This window comes from Parabacteroides sp. PM6-13 (genome assembly GCF_029892605.1).
In the GTDB taxonomy this organism is placed as follows: domain Bacteria; phylum Bacteroidota; class Bacteroidia; order Bacteroidales; family Tannerellaceae; genus QVMG01.
Genome location: NZ_JARXWF010000003.1, coordinates 82,705 through 100,963 on the forward strand (window position 1 = coordinate 82,705; position 18,259 = coordinate 100,963).

The 18,259-nt window shown below is 47.2% G+C and carries 10 protein-coding genes; all 10 read left to right on the top strand.

Going from position 1 to position 18,259, the window contains the following annotated elements; genetic code table 11:
- Positions 1 to 13: 13 nt before the first annotated feature.
- The 10 genes from rarD (at position 14) to M2134_RS03955 (ending at position 18,255) form a co-directional block, all read left to right on the top strand.
- On the top strand, positions 14 to 919 hold the full coding sequence (gene rarD / locus M2134_RS03910; RefSeq protein WP_280750026.1) for an EamA family transporter RarD: 906 nt from the start codon (positions 14 to 16) through the stop codon (positions 917 to 919).
- A gap of 82 nt (positions 920 to 1,001) precedes the next feature.
- Positions 1,002 to 2,192, top strand: coding sequence for a uracil-xanthine permease family protein (locus M2134_RS03915; protein WP_280750027.1), 1,191 nt, complete (start codon positions 1,002 to 1,004; stop codon positions 2,190 to 2,192).
- A gap of 111 nt (positions 2,193 to 2,303) precedes the next feature.
- Positions 2,304 to 3,920, top strand: coding sequence for an alginate lyase family protein (locus tag M2134_RS03920; RefSeq protein WP_280750028.1), 1,617 nt, complete (start codon positions 2,304 to 2,306; stop codon positions 3,918 to 3,920).
- A 32-nt stretch (positions 3,921 to 3,952) separates the two neighbouring features.
- Positions 3,953 to 6,946, top strand: a complete 2,994-nt coding sequence (locus tag M2134_RS03925; RefSeq protein ID WP_280750029.1) for a family 43 glycosylhydrolase — start codon at positions 3,953 to 3,955, stop codon at positions 6,944 to 6,946.
- A 76-nt stretch (positions 6,947 to 7,022) separates the two neighbouring features.
- Positions 7,023 to 8,207, top strand: a complete 1,185-nt coding sequence (locus M2134_RS03930; protein WP_280750030.1) for an exonuclease SbcCD subunit D C-terminal domain-containing protein — start codon at positions 7,023 to 7,025, stop codon at positions 8,205 to 8,207.
- Positions 8,204 to 11,284 carry an AAA family ATPase gene (locus tag M2134_RS03935; protein ID WP_280750031.1) on the top strand — a complete coding sequence of 1,027 codons (3,081 nt, stop codon included), beginning with the start codon at positions 8,204 to 8,206 and terminating at the stop codon, positions 11,282 to 11,284. The genes M2134_RS03930 and M2134_RS03935 overlap by 4 nt, the downstream gene beginning before the upstream one ends.
- Positions 11,285 to 11,683: 399 nt before the next feature.
- The gene (gene mutA, locus M2134_RS03940) at positions 11,684 to 13,537 is read left to right on the top strand and encodes a methylmalonyl-CoA mutase small subunit (RefSeq protein ID WP_280758120.1); all 1,854 of its coding nucleotides are present in this window, start codon (positions 11,684 to 11,686) and stop codon (positions 13,535 to 13,537) included.
- A gap of 121 nt (positions 13,538 to 13,658) precedes the next feature.
- Positions 13,659 to 15,806, top strand: a complete 2,148-nt coding sequence (gene scpA, locus M2134_RS03945; RefSeq protein WP_280758121.1) for a methylmalonyl-CoA mutase — start codon at positions 13,659 to 13,661, stop codon at positions 15,804 to 15,806.
- Between the two features lie 133 nt (positions 15,807 to 15,939).
- Complete coding sequence (locus tag M2134_RS03950) at positions 15,940 to 17,124, top strand: helix-turn-helix domain-containing protein (RefSeq protein ID WP_280758122.1); 1,185 nt, start codon at positions 15,940 to 15,942, stop codon at positions 17,122 to 17,124.
- 51 nt (positions 17,125 to 17,175) lie between these two features.
- The gene (locus M2134_RS03955; protein WP_280758123.1) at positions 17,176 to 18,255 is read left to right on the top strand and encodes a TlpA disulfide reductase family protein; all 1,080 of its coding nucleotides are present in this window, start codon (positions 17,176 to 17,178) and stop codon (positions 18,253 to 18,255) included.
- Positions 18,256 to 18,259 lie beyond the last annotated feature (4 nt).

The window sequence follows — 18,259 nt, forward strand, 5'->3', positions numbered from 1 at the left end:
CAAACAAATAAAGATGTCGTCTAATCATAAGAAATTAAGTTATAATCAAGGGATTGTTTATGCCCTGGGGGCTTATGTCGCCTGGGGACTTTTCCCTATTTATTGGAAAGCTATAACGGGTGTGCCGGCCGTCAACGTGCTGGCACATCGCATTGTATGGTCATTTGTTTTTCTTCTTATCTGGGTATTACTTACCAACCGGCAGACGTTTATCAATTATGTAAGGCAACCGCGCCTTCTGTTGCGGTTAGGGCTGGCCGGATGCCTGATCAGCATTAACTGGGGCATATACATCTATGCGGTAGCGAGCGGTCATATTGTTGAAGCCGGTTTAGGCTATTACATCAACCCGTTGGTGAATGTGTTTCTGGGGTATGTATTCCTGAAAGAGCGGCTGGCAACGATGCAGAAAATAGCCGTTGTATTGGCGCTTATCGGGGTGGTCTATTTTACCGTTAGTTACGGCCAGTTCCCTTGGATATCGCTATTGCTTGCCATTTCATTCGGTCTGTATGGTTTGTTGAAAAAGAAGGCAAATCTCGAATCGATGCCGGCGTTAACCATAGAGACCATGATGGTTTTTCCGATCGCTTTGACCTATTTAATCTATACGGCGGAGAGTGCTGTGGCTATTCCTTTCTTCCCTTCGTCGGGCATCACAAGCGCGTTGCTGATTCTGGGCGGCCTGGTCACGGCGATTCCGCTCTTTTGGTTTGGAAAATCTGCCCAGGTAATCCCTTTATCCACCATGGGGTTTATTCAATACCTGAATCCGACGCTGCAACTGCTTCTTGGCATATTTGTCTACGGTGAAACCTTTGGTATCGAATATGGTATTTGCTTTGCCTTTGTTTGGGCCGGGTTGATCTGTTATACCATCAGCATTCTGAAAGGTAAAAAGGTGAGAATTGCCAAGTAGGAGGGATGCCTCTTAAAAGAGAATTCGCTAAATACTACCATATTGTAATTGAAAAAACTATTTTTGTCTCAAAATACATAAAATGGAGACAAACAATCTTTCTCCTTTGCGTAAAGGGGTTATCGGAGTGCAATTTTTGTTTGTTGCTTTTGGGGCAACTGTTTTGGTACCGCTATTAGTTGGACTTGATCCGGCAAGTGCTTTGTTTGTAGCAGGTGTCGGAACGCTTATCTTTCATCTGGTTACCAAAGGCGTCGTTCCGATTTATCTGGGGAGTAGTTTTGCCTTTATCGCTCCTATGATTAAAGCGACTGAGTTGTATGGTTTGCCGGGCACCATTTTTGGATTAATAGGCGTGGCACTCGTCTATTTCCTTATGAGTGCGTTTGTGAAGTGGCGAGGTATTCAATTTATTCAACGCCTGTTCCCACCGGTGGTCATTGGCCCGGTTATTATTCTGATTGGTATCTCCCTCTCATCTACAGGTGTGAATATGGCGAAAGAAAATTGGATCCTGGCACTTATCTCTCTCTTTGTCGCTGTTGTCGTTTCCATCTATGCAAAAGGAATGTTGAAACTGATACCGGTGTTTTGTGGTATCATTGTCGGGTATATTGCTGCACTTATTTTCTTCGATATCGACTTCTCCGGCGTGCATGAAGCGGCCTGGTTTAGTTTGCCTCATTTTGTTTTCCCTCAGTTCTCCTGGGAAGCGGTGGTTTTTATGATCCCGGTGGCTATTGCTCCGGTCATTGAACACATCGGTGATGTGTATGTGGTAAACACCGTGACGGGCAAAGATTTCGTAAAAGATCCGGGACTTCATCGTACATTCCTGGGCGATGGGCTGGCTTGTCTGTTTGCCTCTTTTGTAGGTGGGCCTCCTGTCACCACCTATTCGGAAGTAACCGGAGCGATGGTGTTGACCAAAGTGTTTGATCCCTTGGTGATTCGCATCGCGGCCGTAACAGCCATCCTGTTTTCTGTCGTAGGAAAGATTAGCGCCCTGTTGAAATCTATTCCTAACGCCGTTTTGGGAGGCATTATGTTATTGCTTTTCGGGACAATCGCCTGTGCCGGCATATCCAATATGATTCATAACCGCACCGATCTATCGGACACCCGAAACATCATAATTGTTTCTTTGACGCTCACCATCGGTATTGGCGGAGCTGTCTTCACCTGGGGTAATTTCTCCTTGTCGGGCATTGGATTGGCTGCCTTAACCGGGGTTTTGTTAAACTTGATATTGCCTCAGAAACAAAAACAATGAAATGGTTTACAGTTTGTTTGCCTAATATCTTCTCGTGATACTTGGGTGAATGACACCGTACATTCGTATTAGTAGTGATATAGAACTAATATAATTAAAACCATTTCTGTTATGATATCAAGAAAAATACTATTTCTCTTTGTCCTTTTAGGCATTATTTCTGGTGCCTTTGCTCAGCAGTTTATTCATCCCGGATTGCTTCATTCCGAAGAATCGTTGGAAAGAATAAAGCTTTTAGTTGATAAGAAATCGCAACCGGCTTATGGCTCGTATGAAATCCTTACTAAGTTGCCGGAAGCCCGGAGCGATTACTCCATGGGAGGACCTTTTGAGATTATAAGCCGCGATGGGAAGTATAGTTACACCAAAGGTCCGAGTGAGCATGATTTTAATGCAGCCTATTACAATGCACTCCTTTGGCAGATAACGGGGCATAAGGCACATGCGGATAAATCGATGGAGATCATCAGGGCATACGCTGCTACCCTTCGGGAAATACCCCCGACGAATGATGCGCCGCTTTGTGCCGGATTGCAGGGCTTTATGCTGGTAAACGCGGCAGAGATCATGCGATATACCTATCAGGCGCCCCACTGTTCGGGAGGCTGGAACGAACAGGATACGGAAGCGGTAGAAGCGATGTTTCGGAAAGTGTTTCTGCCGGTGTTGAATAAGTTCTTTCAAACCAAACCTTATACGAATGGGAATTGGGGTATTGCCGTGGCCAAGGCGAAGCTCTCTTTTGGGGTGTTTTTGAATGATCGCGCACTCTATAACGAGGCGATTGATTTCTTTTATCACGGGAAGGATAATGGCAGCCTACCCAATTATATCGCTGAGAGCGGCCAATCACAGGAGGCGGGCCGTGATCAACAGCATGTGATGCTGGGTGTGGCCTGTTTTGCAGATATGGCCGAGGTGGCCTGGACACAAGGGAATGACCTGTATGGCGCATTGGACAACCGTATCATGAAAGGGTATGAATATATGGCTAAGTCGAACTTGGGCTACGAGGTTCCCTTTGTTACCTGGAAGGATATAACCGGGAAATATTCTCATCTCTCAACCTTTGGAAAAGATGGTATGGGCCGTTTTCGTTCCGTCTTTGAGATTGCTTACAACCATTATGTTGTGCGGAAAGGATTAGAGATGCCCTATACGAAAATTGTGTTAGGCCTCGTACGTCCCGAAGGAGCCGGATTTACCTGCGATAATACAGGCTTTGGTAGTTTACTCTATTATTTAGGAGAGGATCTGAATGCCGGTAAAGAGAAAGATCGAATAGAGGAAGATTTAACCCAACTAAAGGCATGGACTTTCTCAACAGGAGCATATCGGGCAGTGAATGGGGTGATGTCGTTTGTCTCCTCAGGCATCAAACTACAGAAGCGTATTTCATACGATCCGTCGACGTATCCGAATATTGTCGTGAAAGCTCCCGCGATCCCTACGACGGCGAATAAAAAATGGTTAACTTTGTCTTATAGTATACAGGCAGCTCCTGAGTTTTGGGAACTAGACTCAGACAAAGCTACAAAAATAGGTGAAGATCTCTATGTATTTAAGATCACCGATTTCCAATCAAACAATGGGGCACCCTTTTCAATACGTCCAACGAATGTAACTTTGATATTGAATTTTGGTGATACCTGTGGCAGTCCCGTGGTGGTTGAATGGGTGCGTTCATACACCGATGCGGAGATCTTATCCTTGCGTGCAAACGAATGATTGTTGCCATTATTTATTTAGTACCTAATGATATGAGAACACGTCTATTTTTCTTTTTTATTATTTTTTCTTCATTACTCGCAAACGCTCAATATTTCAATCCGATTATTCCGGATAATGTGGCCGATCCTTCCATCTCGAAATTCGGGGATACCTACTATTTGTATGGGACAACTGATATCGACAAAGGATTAGATCAAATGGGACCTCCTGTTGTATGGAAATCAAAAGATTTTGTGAACTGGAGCTTCGAAGGCACTATCCTGCCGGAAATAAAATGGAATACCCCCTATCTCTACACCAATAAAGAGGGGATTCAGAAATATGGCTATTTCCGCTATTGGGCACCGGGGAGAGCTGTGAAAAAGGGTGACCTGTATTATCTGTTTCCGACGATTGTGTCGCCCGATGGTACCTGCCCGGTCTATACTTTGGTCTCTGAATCGCCGGAAGGACCTTTCCGATTCCAAAATGGTGATGGTCTTTTCTGGGGAGAAGTGCCCGAAGGCAAGACTGCCAGCCAACCCTTTTTGCCGGATATCGACGGGGAGCCTTTTACGGACGATGATGGACAAACCTATATGTACTGGCGTCGTTGGAAAGCCGCGCAGGTGAGCCCTGATTTTACACAAATTGAAGGCGATATCGTGACTATTCCTACCAAACGAACCGCTTACTCCGAAGGACCAACCCTCTTCAAACGAAACGGTCTTTATTACTACGTCTATACTCAAGGGGGAGATCAGAACTACCGCAATGCCTATATGATAAGTAAAGAGGGGCTTCTCACCGGCTATAAGGCGCCGGCAGGAAAAGATGTCTTTATCTCTTCTTCGCTGGAGAATGGCGTATGGGGACCTGGTCATGGAAATGTCTTTTATGATGAGGATTCCGACACCCACCTGTTTACCTATCTGGAATTTGGCGAAGGCAGCACCACGCGGCAGGTTTTTGTTGATAAGATGGAATTCAATCGGGACGGTACGATAAAAACCATTGTTCCCGGATTCGAAGGGGTTGGGTATTTAAACAATACGCCCGATAAGCGAATCAACCTGGCGTTGAAAGCTAAGGTGACAGCGTCGAGTCATAAAGCCCCGCTGACCTCCTCGAAAAAAGTATATACCAACTTTGATGGTGCGGAACCGGACGAAGCTACAGCCGTTATGGCCACGCGTGAGTTTACCTATGAGCCGAAAAATGCAATAGACGGCTCGAACGGAACACGTTGGATGGCTTCAGGCGATGACAAACGCCCCTGGCTGATGCTCGATTTCGGAGAACAGAAAAGCTTGGCTACCTGCGAGATGTCATTCAATTTCCCGGCGTTTGGCCATGCCTGGATACTCGAAAAATCACTGGATGGCAAAAGCTGGGAGGTCTGTGCCATGCAAAATGAAGCGGTGGCTCGTTCGCCACATGTGGCTTGTGATTTAGGAGAAGCAAGATATCTGAGAGTTAAAATAATCCAAGGCGATCCCGGACTGTGGGAGATAAAGGTGTATGAAGATGATAACACATGGGGAGCCTGGACCCAGTGGGGTGATCAGGGCAACGGTACCTATCGTAATCCTGTCATTCCATCCGACTACAGTGATATCGATTGCATTCGGGTAGGCGACGACTATTATGCGATCTCCTCTACCTTTCAGTATTCGCCCGGTATGGTGGTTCTCCATTCCAAAGACTTGGTGAACTGGACAATCAAAGGGCACGTGGTGTCCGATCTGAATCAGATCAGCGAAGAGATGAACTGGACACGTATGAACCGGTATGGTCGGGGCATTTGGGCAGGAGCTATTCGCTATCATCAGGGCAAGTTTTATGTCTATTTCGGTACACCCGATGAGGGCTATTTCATGTCGACCGCTTCCGATCCGGCAGGCCCGTGGGAACCATTGCACTGCATCAAAGCCGAAGCCGGATGGGACGATTGTTGCCCTTTCTTTGATGAGGATGGGCAAGCCTATTTTGTCGGCACTCATTTTGCCGATAACTACAAAACCTACCTCTACCGGATGACGGCAGACGGACGAAACCTAATCGAAGACTCAAAGATATTGATCAACGAAGGAGCCGGTCGTGAAGCCAGTAAGCTCTATAAAATCAATGGCACCTATTATCATTTCTTTAGTGAAGTAGGGCAGGGAGGACGTTATATCATGATGCAACGTGCCTCTTCCATTACGGGACCCTACCTTGAAAAGAAGCAATTGAGCCATGTGCAACGCGAATACAATGAGCCCAACCAGGATGGTCTGCTGGAAGGACCTGATGGGAAATGGTATTTCTTTACTCATCATGGTACGGGCGACTGGGCAGGCCGGATAGCCAGCCTATTGCCGGTGCATTGGATCGATGGGTGGCCAATCATCGGTCGGCTGGGGCAGGATGGTATCGGCACCATGGTTTGGCAGGCAACTAAGCCTTCCAACCAGTATCCGGCTCAAACACCACAGGCATCCGATGACTTTAGTAAAGCCCAGCTTTCTCCTCAATGGGAGTGGAACTACCAGCCCCGTAATGAGATGTGGTCGTTGACCGAAAATCCCGGTAGCCTGCGTCTAAAAGCTTATCGTCCCTTGGTGGCGGATGAATTGCTGAAAGCCGGAAACACCCTGACGCAGCGCTGCTTTCGCACAAACAAGAGCGAAGTAGTTGTTAAGATTAACCTGGAAGGTATGGTAGACGGGCAGAAGGCCGGTTTATGTCATTACTCTAAAGCTTACGCCATGTTGGGTGTCAGTCAGTCGGGTAAAAAACGCGTGTTAGCATTTCAAACCGATAAAGAGATAATCAAGGGCCCCACCATCAAGGGATATCATATATGGCTTAAATCGACTTGGGGGCTGGATGGGAAATGCCAATTCTCTTATAGTCAGGACGGAAAGCACTTCCTGCCGTTTGGCGAAGATTATCAACACACATGGGGCTATTACCGCGGAAGCCGTATCGGTATCTATAACTTCAATAATAAAGAGGATGCCGGATATGTAAATGTCGAAGATTTTACCTATCTTTATTGAGGTTCGTAAACGCACCAACCAAGTTCGCATGCCGGACTTGGTTTTTTTACATTGTTAGCTATAAAGTGATAGAATTATGAGACTTATTCACACCGCCGACTGGCACTTAGGACAACTATTCTTTGATTACGATCGTAAAGCGGAGCATATGCTTTTTTTGGAATGGTTGAAAGGCAAGATCGGGGAATTGCGCGTAGACCTATTATTGATTGCAGGCGATATCTTTGATAGCCCAAACCCCTCGGCAGAATCCCAAAGGATGTATTATCATTTCCTGCGCGATGTGACGGCCGCCAATCCTGAATTACAAATCATCATCATTGCCGGAAACCATGACTCCGCCGCCCGTTTGGAGGCTCCCAATCCGTTGTTGGAAGATATGCGTATCTCGGTGCGTGGGGTGGTCAAGCGATTAGACGATGGAGAGATCGATTTTGAGCACCTGATTGTTCCGCTGGATAAGGGGGGCTATTGCCTGGCTGTGCCCTATCTGCGGCAGGGCGATTATCCCGATGCCGAAACCTACACACAAGGGGTTCGCAATATGTATGAAGATATCTATCGTAAGGTAGAAAACAGGGGCGCGCCTATTATCGCCATGGGACATTTGCAGGCGACGGGTTCAGAGATCTCGGAGACCGATCGCTCTGAACGAACCATCATCGGCGGCTTGGAGTGTGTCTCTCCCGATTCGTTTCATCCGGATATTGTTTATACGGCTTTGGGACATCTTCATCGCGCTCAACGGGTATCGAAGCGTGAGAACCTGCGCTATGCTGGTGCGCCGTTGCCGATGTCATTCGCCGAGAAAAATAATAAACAGGGCGTTACCTTGGTTGAGATAACCGATACAACGAAGATTGAACGTATCGAGTTTGATGCGCCTGTTAAGCTGTTGAGCATTCCGGCCGAGCCTATGCCGTTGAGTGATGTGTTGCTTGCGATCGCGGAACTGCCGGAGGGTGAGATAGATGCCGCATCACCCTATCTGGAGATCAAAATAGCGATCACCGAACCAGAGCCCTCGCTTCGCCATCAGATAGAAGAGGCATTGAAAACAAAATCCGTGCGATTGGCCCGAATCGTAGCCATTACGCCCAAGCGCGATACTGAAATGCCTACCATCTCTTACGAACAATTACAGACAATCAATCCGATGGACATGGCTATTGATATTTATCGTCGCCGCTTTGGTGGCGAGGATATGCCGGAAAAGATGAAAACGCTGTTACAAGGATTAATACGGGAGGAAGGAATATGAAGATATTAGCCATAAGAGGAAAGAACCTCGCCTCGTTGGAAGGCGAATTTGATATTGATTTCACGACAGAACCGTTGCTGTCGGCCGGTATTTTTGCCATAACGGGGAGTACCGGTTCGGGAAAGTCTACCTTGCTCGACGCGCTTTGCCTGGCGCTGTTTGATGATACGCCACGTGCTAACCGAGCAGGGGAAAATGTGAATGTAATCGATGTGCGAGATCAGACAATCAACCAGAGAGATTCCCGTAATATCCTGCGTCGCGGAACAGGGGAGGGGTATGCGGAGGTGGATTTTATTTCGCTTGCCGGGGAGAAATACCGTAGCCGTTGGAGCGTACGACGTTCACGAAATAAAGTGGATGGCGCACTGCAGAGTATCGGGTTTACGTTGACCAATCTAACAACAAACACGGAAGAGCAAGGCCGAAAGACGGAACTGCTTGCCAAAATAGAGCAACTCATCGGATTGACCTTCGACCAGTTTACACGTGCCGTATTGCTTGCCCAGGGTGATTTTGCGACCTTCCTGAAGGCTAATCAGAAGGAAAAAGCCGAGTTGCTTGAAAAGCTGACAGGCACTGAAATCTATTCCCGTATATCGGTCGCTATTTTCGATAAGTCGAGAAGTGCCGAGCAAGAATTGAATAACCTCAAAGAGCGTATCAAAGATATTGAATTGTTGTCGGATGAAGAGCAGGTGGCGCTGTCGGAAGAGAAGGAGACGATCGCGAAGGATGTGTTGGCGTTGAATGCGAATATAGAAATATGGACTAACAAACTGAAGTGGATTGCCGACGAGTTGGCACTGAAACAGGGTGTTGAGCAGGCTGAACGCACGTTGGCTACAGCGCAACAAGCCATCGATGAGGCAAAACCCCGATACGATTACCTGGCTCGGCTGGATAGCGTGCAGGAGATTCGGGATTGTTTTGGTGAACTAAAAAATGCCAATCGTCAGCTGACGGATAACCAAAAAAGTCTTATAGACCACGAAGAGGCGCTGAACAAAAACGGGTTGTTGTTGAAAGAGGCGTTGGAGAAGATCACCGTTTGTGAAGCGGATAAAAAAGCGCATGAGAAAGATCTACTGGCTGTCATGCCGAAGATAAAAGAGGCTCGGGTGTTGGATATTCAACTTATAAACGCGAAAGCTAATCTCTCTGCGGCCGACAAAGAGAAAAAAGGGGCGGATGACAAGAAAACGAAGCTCGAAAAGAGTATCGCAGCAACACAGGCATCGCTTGACGCTGCAACAGCGAAAATCAAACAGATAAACAATTGGTTTGAGCAACATGCCCAATACCAAACCATAATGCCACGGGTGGATTTGATTGTGAACCTTCTGAGCGATTTGGAGAATGTAATCAAGCAAAAGGCAAAGAACGAAACAACTTTGGCATCATCTAAAACGGTTCTCGACGGTGAAACAGCTCAATTGCTGGAACTAACCAATGAGGCCGCGCGCTTGAATAGCCTGCTCCCTTCTGAAATCGCTGCGTTGCGCGCGAAACTGGAGGATGGGATCCCATGTCCGGTTTGCGGCAGCACGCATCACCCCGCAAGCCAAGTAAGCGGCGAGAGCCTGGAAGAGGCGGAATTGAACAAAGCCAAAAAAGCGGTGGCGAAGAAGCTGGAGACCTTGACGCTTCAGGTAGAGGAACGAAAAGCGGATCATATCCGTTTGACTACGGTTATTGAGAATTACACGACGCAAGCGAGCGGTGCTAAAAAACAGTTGGATGGTTATCTCGCCAATTTCCCGGAATGGGAGCAGGCCTTCAAGCGAGGTGGTATGCAAGCCTCGCTGAAAGAGATGGCGGCTGTCTGGGATAAAAATGAAAAGGCAAAGAGCGAGGCAAATGCCCAGATAGCGAATGGTCAAACCAGCTTGCAACTCGCCGGCGAGCAGTTGACAGAGGCCATAGATAGCTGTGTTGCGAAAGAGAAGACATGGGAAGATGCGAAGGTGCTATTGGATAATCTCCAAAAGAATAGAGCGGTCTTGCTCGATGGAAAGGATGCCGATGAGGTGGAAGCGGCTTATTCGAAAAAAGGGGAGAAGCTGGCAGCAGCGTGGACCGCTTTGGAAAAGAAGCAGAGCGATATCACGGCAACGAATAACACGCTGTCGGGTACAATCGCCCAAATCAAACAGGAAATAGAAAAACTGACGAAGCAAAGCGCTTTGGCTCAAACAGCGGTCGACGACTGGTTGTCATCGAAAGAGGGAACGATTTCCTTGGAACACTTATCGGAGCTATTATCGAAAAATAACACTTGGATAACCGTCGAACGCGAGCAGTTAAACCGACTGCATCAACAGAAAACAACCTCTTTGGCAACCCTTGCCGAGCGAAAGAAAACCCTGGAGAATCATGCTTCGAAGGAGAATAAACCAACGGAGGAGGAGACAACAGAAGTCTTACAACAACTGTTGGCGGAGAACAAACAACTATGGCAACAGAAAACAGAGCGTAAGGCGGAAATTGATCTCCTGTTTGTCAACCATCGACGAGGCCAAGCGCGCGTCAAGGAAATCGAACACGAACTAAACGAAAAAAGCCTGTTGTCGGAAAACTGGAAAAAGCTCAACGAGGTGTTTGGCTCGGCTGACGGATCGAAATTTAAGGTCCTGGCACAAGGCTACACCTTGGATATCCTATTGTCGTATGCCAATAAGCATTTACAGGAACTGACCAAGCGATATGCCATTCAGCGCATTCCCGGCGTATTGGCTTTGCAGGTAGTCGATTTAGATATGCTTGGCGAAACCCGTTCGGTCCACTCACTATCCGGGGGAGAATCCTTTCTGGTGTCGCTGGCGTTGGCACTCGGTCTCTCCTCACTCTCTTCGAACAGAATGAAAATCGAGTCGTTATTTATCGACGAAGGCTTTGGATCGTTGGACATCGAAACCCTACGTGTCGCCATGGACGCCTTAGAGCGTTTGCAAACACAAGGACGAAAAATCGGTGTCATCTCGCACGTCGCCGAAATGACCGAACGAATCACCACCCAAATCTGTGTCGAAAAAATGGTAAACGGCCGAAGCAAAATTGAGATAAAAGGGGCATAGCCCCAACTTACGATTTAAAACTTCAGCAGGACTTTTTCATCAAAAACCAAGGACTATTTTTTCAAACTCCCGCGGGTAACACTTTTTAACGTACGAGATTGTAAGTAAAAAGCCCTTTTTGCTTACAATCCGTATTTTAGCACTTTTGATGAAAATACATTTTAGAGCTAACTTATTAAATCGATAGATTTGCCTCCTGAGTTCTCCAATTATGGCATAGGAGATATTACACAGGATATCGTTTTAAGCTATTGAACACATCCCCTAAAAGGCGTTAAATCCGTGTGGATTTTAGGGGGTATTCCATTGGCTGTCCTATTTATTTATCCTACCTTTGCACCCTGTTATTAAGCTATATAGTAATTATTACTAATACCAGTATTATAAACAAAACATATTATGGCAGAACTAAAAGAGAAACTTTTCTCGGAATTCGCTCCTGTTTCTACGGAAGAATGGATGGCGAAGATCACGGCCGACCTGAAAGGAGCGCCGTTTGAGAAAAAGCTTGTTTGGAAAACAAGCGAAGGATTCAATGTAAATCCTTTCTATCGTGCGGAAGACATCGAAGGTTTGAAGACGGCGACGTCGCTTCCCGGTGAATTTCCTTACGTTCGTGGAACAAAAACGGACAACGACTGGAAGGTACGCCAAAACATTGATGTAACTGATTTCAAAGCGGCCAATGCGAAAGCGTTGGATGTATTGAACAAAGGGATTACCTCTTTGGGATTCCATTTCTGTGGCGAAGATGTGACGGCAGAAAACATCGCTACACTGTTGGAAGGCATTTGTCCGGAATGTGTAGAACTTAACTTCAAAACTTGCAACAACAAAGCGGCTACACTGATCGGTCTGTTGGCAGACTACCTGCAAGCGAAAGGTGTTGATCTGGAAAAATGCGAAGGTTCGGTGTCTTACAATCCGTTCAAAAAACCGTTGGTAAAAGGTGTTGCCTTCGACGGTTGGGTAGAACAAGCAACGGCTGTTCTGAACGCTGGCAAAGCGCTTCCGGCATTCCGCGTATTGGCAGTTGATGCTTGCACGTTGAACGATGCCGGTTCTTATATCTCTCAGGAGCTGGGTTACGCCCTGGCCTGGGGTAATGAAATCATTGCCAAACTGACGGAGGCTGGTTTCTCGGTAGACGAAGTAGCGAAGAAGATTAAATTCAACTTCGGAACGACTGCCAACTATTTCATGGAAATCGCGAAGTTCCGCGCAGCCCGTTGGTTGTGGGCGGAGATTGTGGCAGCCTACCAGCCGGCCTGTGACTGCGCCTGCAAGATGGTGGCTCATGCTCAATCATCGAACTGGAACATGACCGTTTACGACGCGCATGTGAACCTGCTTCGCACACAAACGGAAGCCATGTCGGCTGCTATTGCCGGAGTGGATTCTATTACGGTAGCTCCGTTCGACCAAACATACCAGGATTCGGATGATTTCTCAGAACGCATCGCGCGCAATCAGCAGTTACTGTTGAAAGAAGAGTGTCACTTCGACAAGGTGGTTGACCCTTCTGCCGGTTCTTATTACCTGGAGGTATTGACCGGTTCGATTGCCGACGAGGCATGGAAACTCTTCTTGGAAGTGGAAGACAAAGGTGGATTCTACGCAGCAGTAGCTGCCGGTGAGGTACAGAAAGCGGTTAACGCCTCTTCCGTAGCCCGTCGCAAAGCGGTTGCTACCCGTCGTGAGATCCTGTTGGGAACTAATCAATATCCTAATTTCACTGAAGTGGCTGCCGGAAAGATCCAAAACGAAGACGATTGCAACTGCGGATGCGGAGCGAACGCAACGATCGAGAAGCTCGACTTTTCACGTGGTGCTTCCGAATTCGAAGCCCTTCGTCTGGCAACAGAAAAGAGCGGTAAGACTCCGAAAGTATTTATGTTGACAATCGGTAACCTGGCAATGCGCCTGGCTCGTTCTCAGTTCTCCGGTAACTTCTTTGGTTGTGCCGGTTACAAACTGATCGACAACCTCGGTTTCGAAACCGTTGAGGCTGGTGTGGATGCAGCCTTGAAAGCCGGTGCTGACATTGTCGTGCTTTGCTCAAGTGATGACGAATATGCGGAATATGCTCCTGCTGCTTACAAACTGCTGGCCGGAAAAGCTGAGTTTGTTGTAGCCGGTGCCCCTGCCTGTATGGACGACCTGAAAGCTCAGGGTATTACTGAATTCATCAATGTGAAGAGCAACGTGCTTGAAACATTGAAGGCGTTTAACTCCAGATTAGGTATTAATTAAGAAGTTAGAGAAGTCAGAGGAGTTAGAGAAGTCAGAGAAGTATTCTTAACTTCCAATGAGCGAAGCGAATGGTAACTTCTTTAACTTCCAGGCGAAGCCGATGACTACTAAAAAAGAAATTATGAGACCGAATTTTAAGAATATAGATATTAAGAATGCCGGATTTGCAGCGACGAATGCTGCGGAATGGGCAAAAGAGAATGGAATCTCGGCAGATTGGAAAACACCTGAGCATATCGAGGTGAAATCTGTTTATACAAAAGAAGACCTGGAGGGGATGGAGCATCTGAATTATGCTTCCGGTTTGCCTCCTTTCCTGCGTGGACCGTATAGCGGTATGTACGCGATGCGTCCCTGGACGATCCGTCAGTATGCCGGTTTCTCCACCGCAGAAGAGTCAAATGCCTTCTATCGTCGTAACCTGGCTTCTGGACAGAAAGGTCTGTCGGTAGCGTTCGACCTGGCAACCCACCGCGGATACGATGCCGACCACGAACGTGTGGTAGGTGACGTAGGTAAAGCAGGGGTGTCTATCTGTTCACTGGAAGATATGAAAGTGTTGTTCGATGGTATACCTTTGAACCAGATGTCTGTTTCGATGACCATGAACGGTGCCGTTCTTCCTGTATTGGCATTCTATATCAATGCCGGACTGGAACAGGGCGCTAAACTGGAAGAGATGGCCGGAACAATCCAGAATGATATCCTGAAAGAATTCATGGTGCGTAACACCTATATCTACCCACCCGAATTCTCTATGAAGATCATCGCCGACATCTTCGAATATACTTCACAGAAGATGCCGAAGTTCAACTCGATCTCTATCTCCGGTTACCATATGCAGGAAGCCGGTGCTACAGCTGATATCGAGATGGCTTATACGCTTTGCGACGGGATGGAATACCTGCGTGCCGGTATCAATGCCGGTATCGATGTGGATGCCTTCGCTCCGCGCTTGTCGTTCTTCTGGGCAATTGGTATGAACCACTTTATGGAAATCGCCAAGATGCGTGCTGCTCGTATGTTGTGGGCGAAGATCGTGAAGAGCTTTGGAGCGAAGAACCCGAAATCACTGGCATTGCGTACGCACTGTCAGACTTCCGGTTGGTCGCTGACCGAGCAGGATCCGTTCAACAACGTGGGACGTACCTGTATCGAAGCCATGGCTGCTGCATTGGGACACACCCAATCACTGCACACCAACGCACTCGACGAAGCCATCGCTTTGCCGACCGACTTCTCCGCACGTATCGCGCGTAACACGCAGATCTATATTCAGGAAGAGACCCAGATCTGTAAAGAGATCGACCCATGGGCCGGTTCCTATTATGTGGAAACGCTGACCAATGAGTTGGTTCACAAAGGCTGGGCATTGATTCAGGAGATCGAAAGCATGGGTGGTATGGCGAAAGCTATTGAGACAGGCATTCCAAAGATGCGTATCGAAGAAGCGGCAGCTCGTACACAGGCTCGTATCGACTCACAGACACAGACCATCGTGGGTATCAACAAATATCGTCTGGAAAAAGAGGATCCGATTGATATCCTGGAGATCGACAATACGGCGGTGCGCGAACAGCAGATCGAGCGCCTGAACACCTTGCGTGGCAAGCGCGACGAAGCAGCAGTGAAAGAGGCGTTGGCGGCTATTACCGAATGTGCTCGCACAGGCAAAGGAAACCTGTTGGAACTGGCCGTGAAAGCTGCCGGTCTGCGTGCTTCCTTAGGAGAGATTTCAGATGCCTGCGAAGAAGTTGCAGGACGTTATAAAGCAATTATCAGAACTATATCAGGCGTGTATTCATCAGAAACAGGTAAAGATGCCGACTTCCAGAAAGCGACCGAACTGGCTGAGAAGTTTGCCAAGAAAGAGGGTCGTCAGCCACGTATTATGGTTGCCAAGATGGGTCAGGACGGACACGACCGCGGTGCGAAAGTAGTAGCTACCGGCTATGCCGACTGTGGCTTCGACGTAGACATGGGGCCGTTGTTCCAGACACCGGCCGAGGCGGCTCGTCAGGCTGTGGAGAACGATGTGCATGTGATGGGCGTCTCTTCGTTGGCTGCCGGTCACAAGACATTGGTTCCGCAGGTAATCGAAGAACTGAAACAGCTGGGACGTCCGGATATCATCGTGATAGCCGGTGGTGTAATCCCTGCCCAGGACTACGACTTCCTTTACAAAGCAGGTGTGGCCGCGATCTTTGGTCCGGGTACCTCTGTGGCGAAGGCTGCCGTACAGATATTGGAAATCCTATTGGCAGAATAAGCTAATGGCATAAAATTGAAAGCGGATTCGTTTGAGAGTCCGCTTTCAATCTTTTTACACAAAGTCTGTCTGATGAGGGACAGTACACACAACACACAACACAACTAACCGAGAGTTTTAATACCATTATACTATGTGGGCTCGATTTTTATTACTACTTCCTTGCTTTACCTGTTTGTTTTGGAGCATCACTTTTCTGCTTCAATGGAAGACAAACACCCGGTCGCGAAAGATATGGACCGGTACTGTTTTTGTGATGGGAATAAGCACCTTTATTTGGGGCTATTATATGGGGGGAATCCAAGATCATGCGTTGTTCTATAAGGTAGAGGTATTAGAGATTTTCACCACCTTATTGTTTTTTCCGTTACTTTATTTTGCTTTTAAATCGTTGACCAGCGAAGAGCCGTTTAACTGGAAAGATTATTTGTGGCTCTTGCCGGCTCCTATGATTGCTATTAGCCTGATGACGATGTACGCCTATATGGGCGAGGAGCAGGTGGTAGTCTATATGACGAAGCTGGTGGAGAATAAGGGGGATATCACCGCCTTCACTGCTCCGGTCTTTCAATTCCATCATTTTGTGAGCGTCTCTTTGTATAAGATATTGATTTTTGTGCAAATCTTCTTCCTGTTGGTGCTTACGACGATTCGCCTTGTGCGCTATCGGCATCGGTTGGACGATTATTTCTCTACCCTGGATGACAATTCTATGAGGCATCAATATGCTTTGCTGGCGGGGCTTTACGTTGTTCTTCTTCTGGCTTTATTCACCTGCAGAGGGGACTTCTATTATAATGGCGATGCTTGGTTTGTTCAGTTTACCATGTTCCTATGGGCCGCCACGCTTTATTTTATGTGTTACCACCTGAGTCGCCTGGAATATACGGCCGATAATTTAGCCTCCGATTTAGTAGAGGCTGACTGGGCAGAAGGAAATGGAGAATGTGTCGATGCGAATGAACAATATAATGTTATAAAAAACCTGTTGCCGCTGTTTAATCAGATCATAGATGAAGAACAGGTCTTTTTGCAGAATAATCTCCACCTGGACGATGTCGCGCGCGTGATGCGTACGAACCGCACCTATATTTCACGCCTTATAAATGAGGAGTTTCAGTGCAACTTCTCTGACTATATTAACATGAAAAGAATCGAGTATGCGCAGGAACTTATGCGTACGAATCCGGATATGTCCCAAGAACAGATCGCTATTCAATCGGGCTTTTCACACCCCTCTTCTTTCAGCCGCACCTTCAAACGGCAAACAGGCGTTACTTTTCGGGATTGGCAACGGGAGAATCTGCGTGAAGTTTAATTATATTTGCCGTGTTTTATAATCGGAAATAAATCGTATAAATATTACTATATGAAAAAGTATAGCGCCTTTTTGTGTTGTTTTCTTATGCTTGCCGTATGCATGTCTTGCGGTTTTGAGAATGGATTTTTATTGGAAGGTAAACTGACAGATCCTCTTTTTGACGGAAAAGAAGTTATTTTGATAACGGAAACGGGTGCCCCGTCCGATACCGTACGGGTAGAGAAAGGCAAATTCACGATAACCGGCACGGTTGCCTATCCGGTGCGGGCGGCTTTGCAGATAGAGCATCTGACCATTCCTTTTACGTTGGTCAATGACCGGATTGACTTTTCAGAATCGGTGAACACAGAGAATGAAAAGGCCGTTGCCTATAAAAAGTCAAAAGCCGCGTCGAATATCGCCGCTTATTACGAGGCGAACAAAACACTTTTCTATCAGAAGTATATGGATTTATTATCCGCTGAGGTGGAAGCAACGACGGAAGAGGAAAAGAATAAATGCAATTTGCAGAAAGACAGCCTTGTGGAGTATTACCTGTCGGTATTGATCGACCAATATAAAAAGGAGAAGAACCGGGAGGGGTTCTCTATTATTGTGAGCGATCTCTCCGGATTGTTTGGCGTTCGGGAACGACCGGATCTGATTGGCGAATTGTTTCTCTTAGTGCCGCAGCAGGAGAAAGAGGGGTATATGGGTGAGAAGATCGAAACTTATCTGGCACGATCCGAGAAGATACGGATCGGACAAACGGTCGACTTTGCTTTTGTAGATCATAAGGGAGTTGCCGGACGCGTTTCCGATTACGCCGGCAAACTGGTATTAGTAGATTTCTGGGCAACCTGGTGTGGCCCCTGTCTGGCACAAATACCACAGTTGGAAGATATCAGCGCTCGCCATGCGGATAAGATACAGTTTGTAATGGTATCGATCGATGAGGATAAGGATGCCTGGTTGAAGAAAGCCGCTGAAATGAATCCTTTGTGGCGAAACATACATTATCTCCAGGATGTGGACCTGAAAAAAGAGTATTTTGTTACCGGTGTACCTGACAACCTGCTCCTGTCGGAAGACGGGAAAATAATGCAGCGCAGAATCTTCACAGGCGACCTGTTGAAAATACTCGAATAATCCG

What these genes read in the sequence shown, in the direction of transcription:
- rarD (WP_280750026.1), top strand. Translation starts at nt 14, where the DNA reads ATGTCGTCTAATCATAAGAAATTAAGTTATAATCAAGGGATTGTTTAT.
- M2134_RS03915 (WP_280750027.1), top strand. Translation starts at nt 1,002, where the DNA reads ATGGAGACAAACAATCTTTCTCCTTTGCGTAAAGGGGTTATCGGAGTG.
- M2134_RS03920 (WP_280750028.1), top strand. Translation starts at nt 2,304, where the DNA reads ATGATATCAAGAAAAATACTATTTCTCTTTGTCCTTTTAGGCATTATT.
- M2134_RS03925 (WP_280750029.1), top strand. Translation starts at nt 3,953, where the DNA reads ATGAGAACACGTCTATTTTTCTTTTTTATTATTTTTTCTTCATTACTC.
- M2134_RS03930 (WP_280750030.1), top strand. Translation starts at nt 7,023, where the DNA reads ATGAGACTTATTCACACCGCCGACTGGCACTTAGGACAACTATTCTTT.
- M2134_RS03935 (WP_280750031.1), top strand. Translation starts at nt 8,204, where the DNA reads ATGAAGATATTAGCCATAAGAGGAAAGAACCTCGCCTCGTTGGAAGGC.
- mutA (WP_280758120.1), top strand. Translation starts at nt 11,684, where the DNA reads ATGGCAGAACTAAAAGAGAAACTTTTCTCGGAATTCGCTCCTGTTTCT.
- scpA (WP_280758121.1), top strand. Translation starts at nt 13,659, where the DNA reads ATGAGACCGAATTTTAAGAATATAGATATTAAGAATGCCGGATTTGCA.
- M2134_RS03950 (WP_280758122.1), top strand. Translation starts at nt 15,940, where the DNA reads ATGTGGGCTCGATTTTTATTACTACTTCCTTGCTTTACCTGTTTGTTT.
- M2134_RS03955 (WP_280758123.1), top strand. Translation starts at nt 17,176, where the DNA reads ATGAAAAAGTATAGCGCCTTTTTGTGTTGTTTTCTTATGCTTGCCGTA.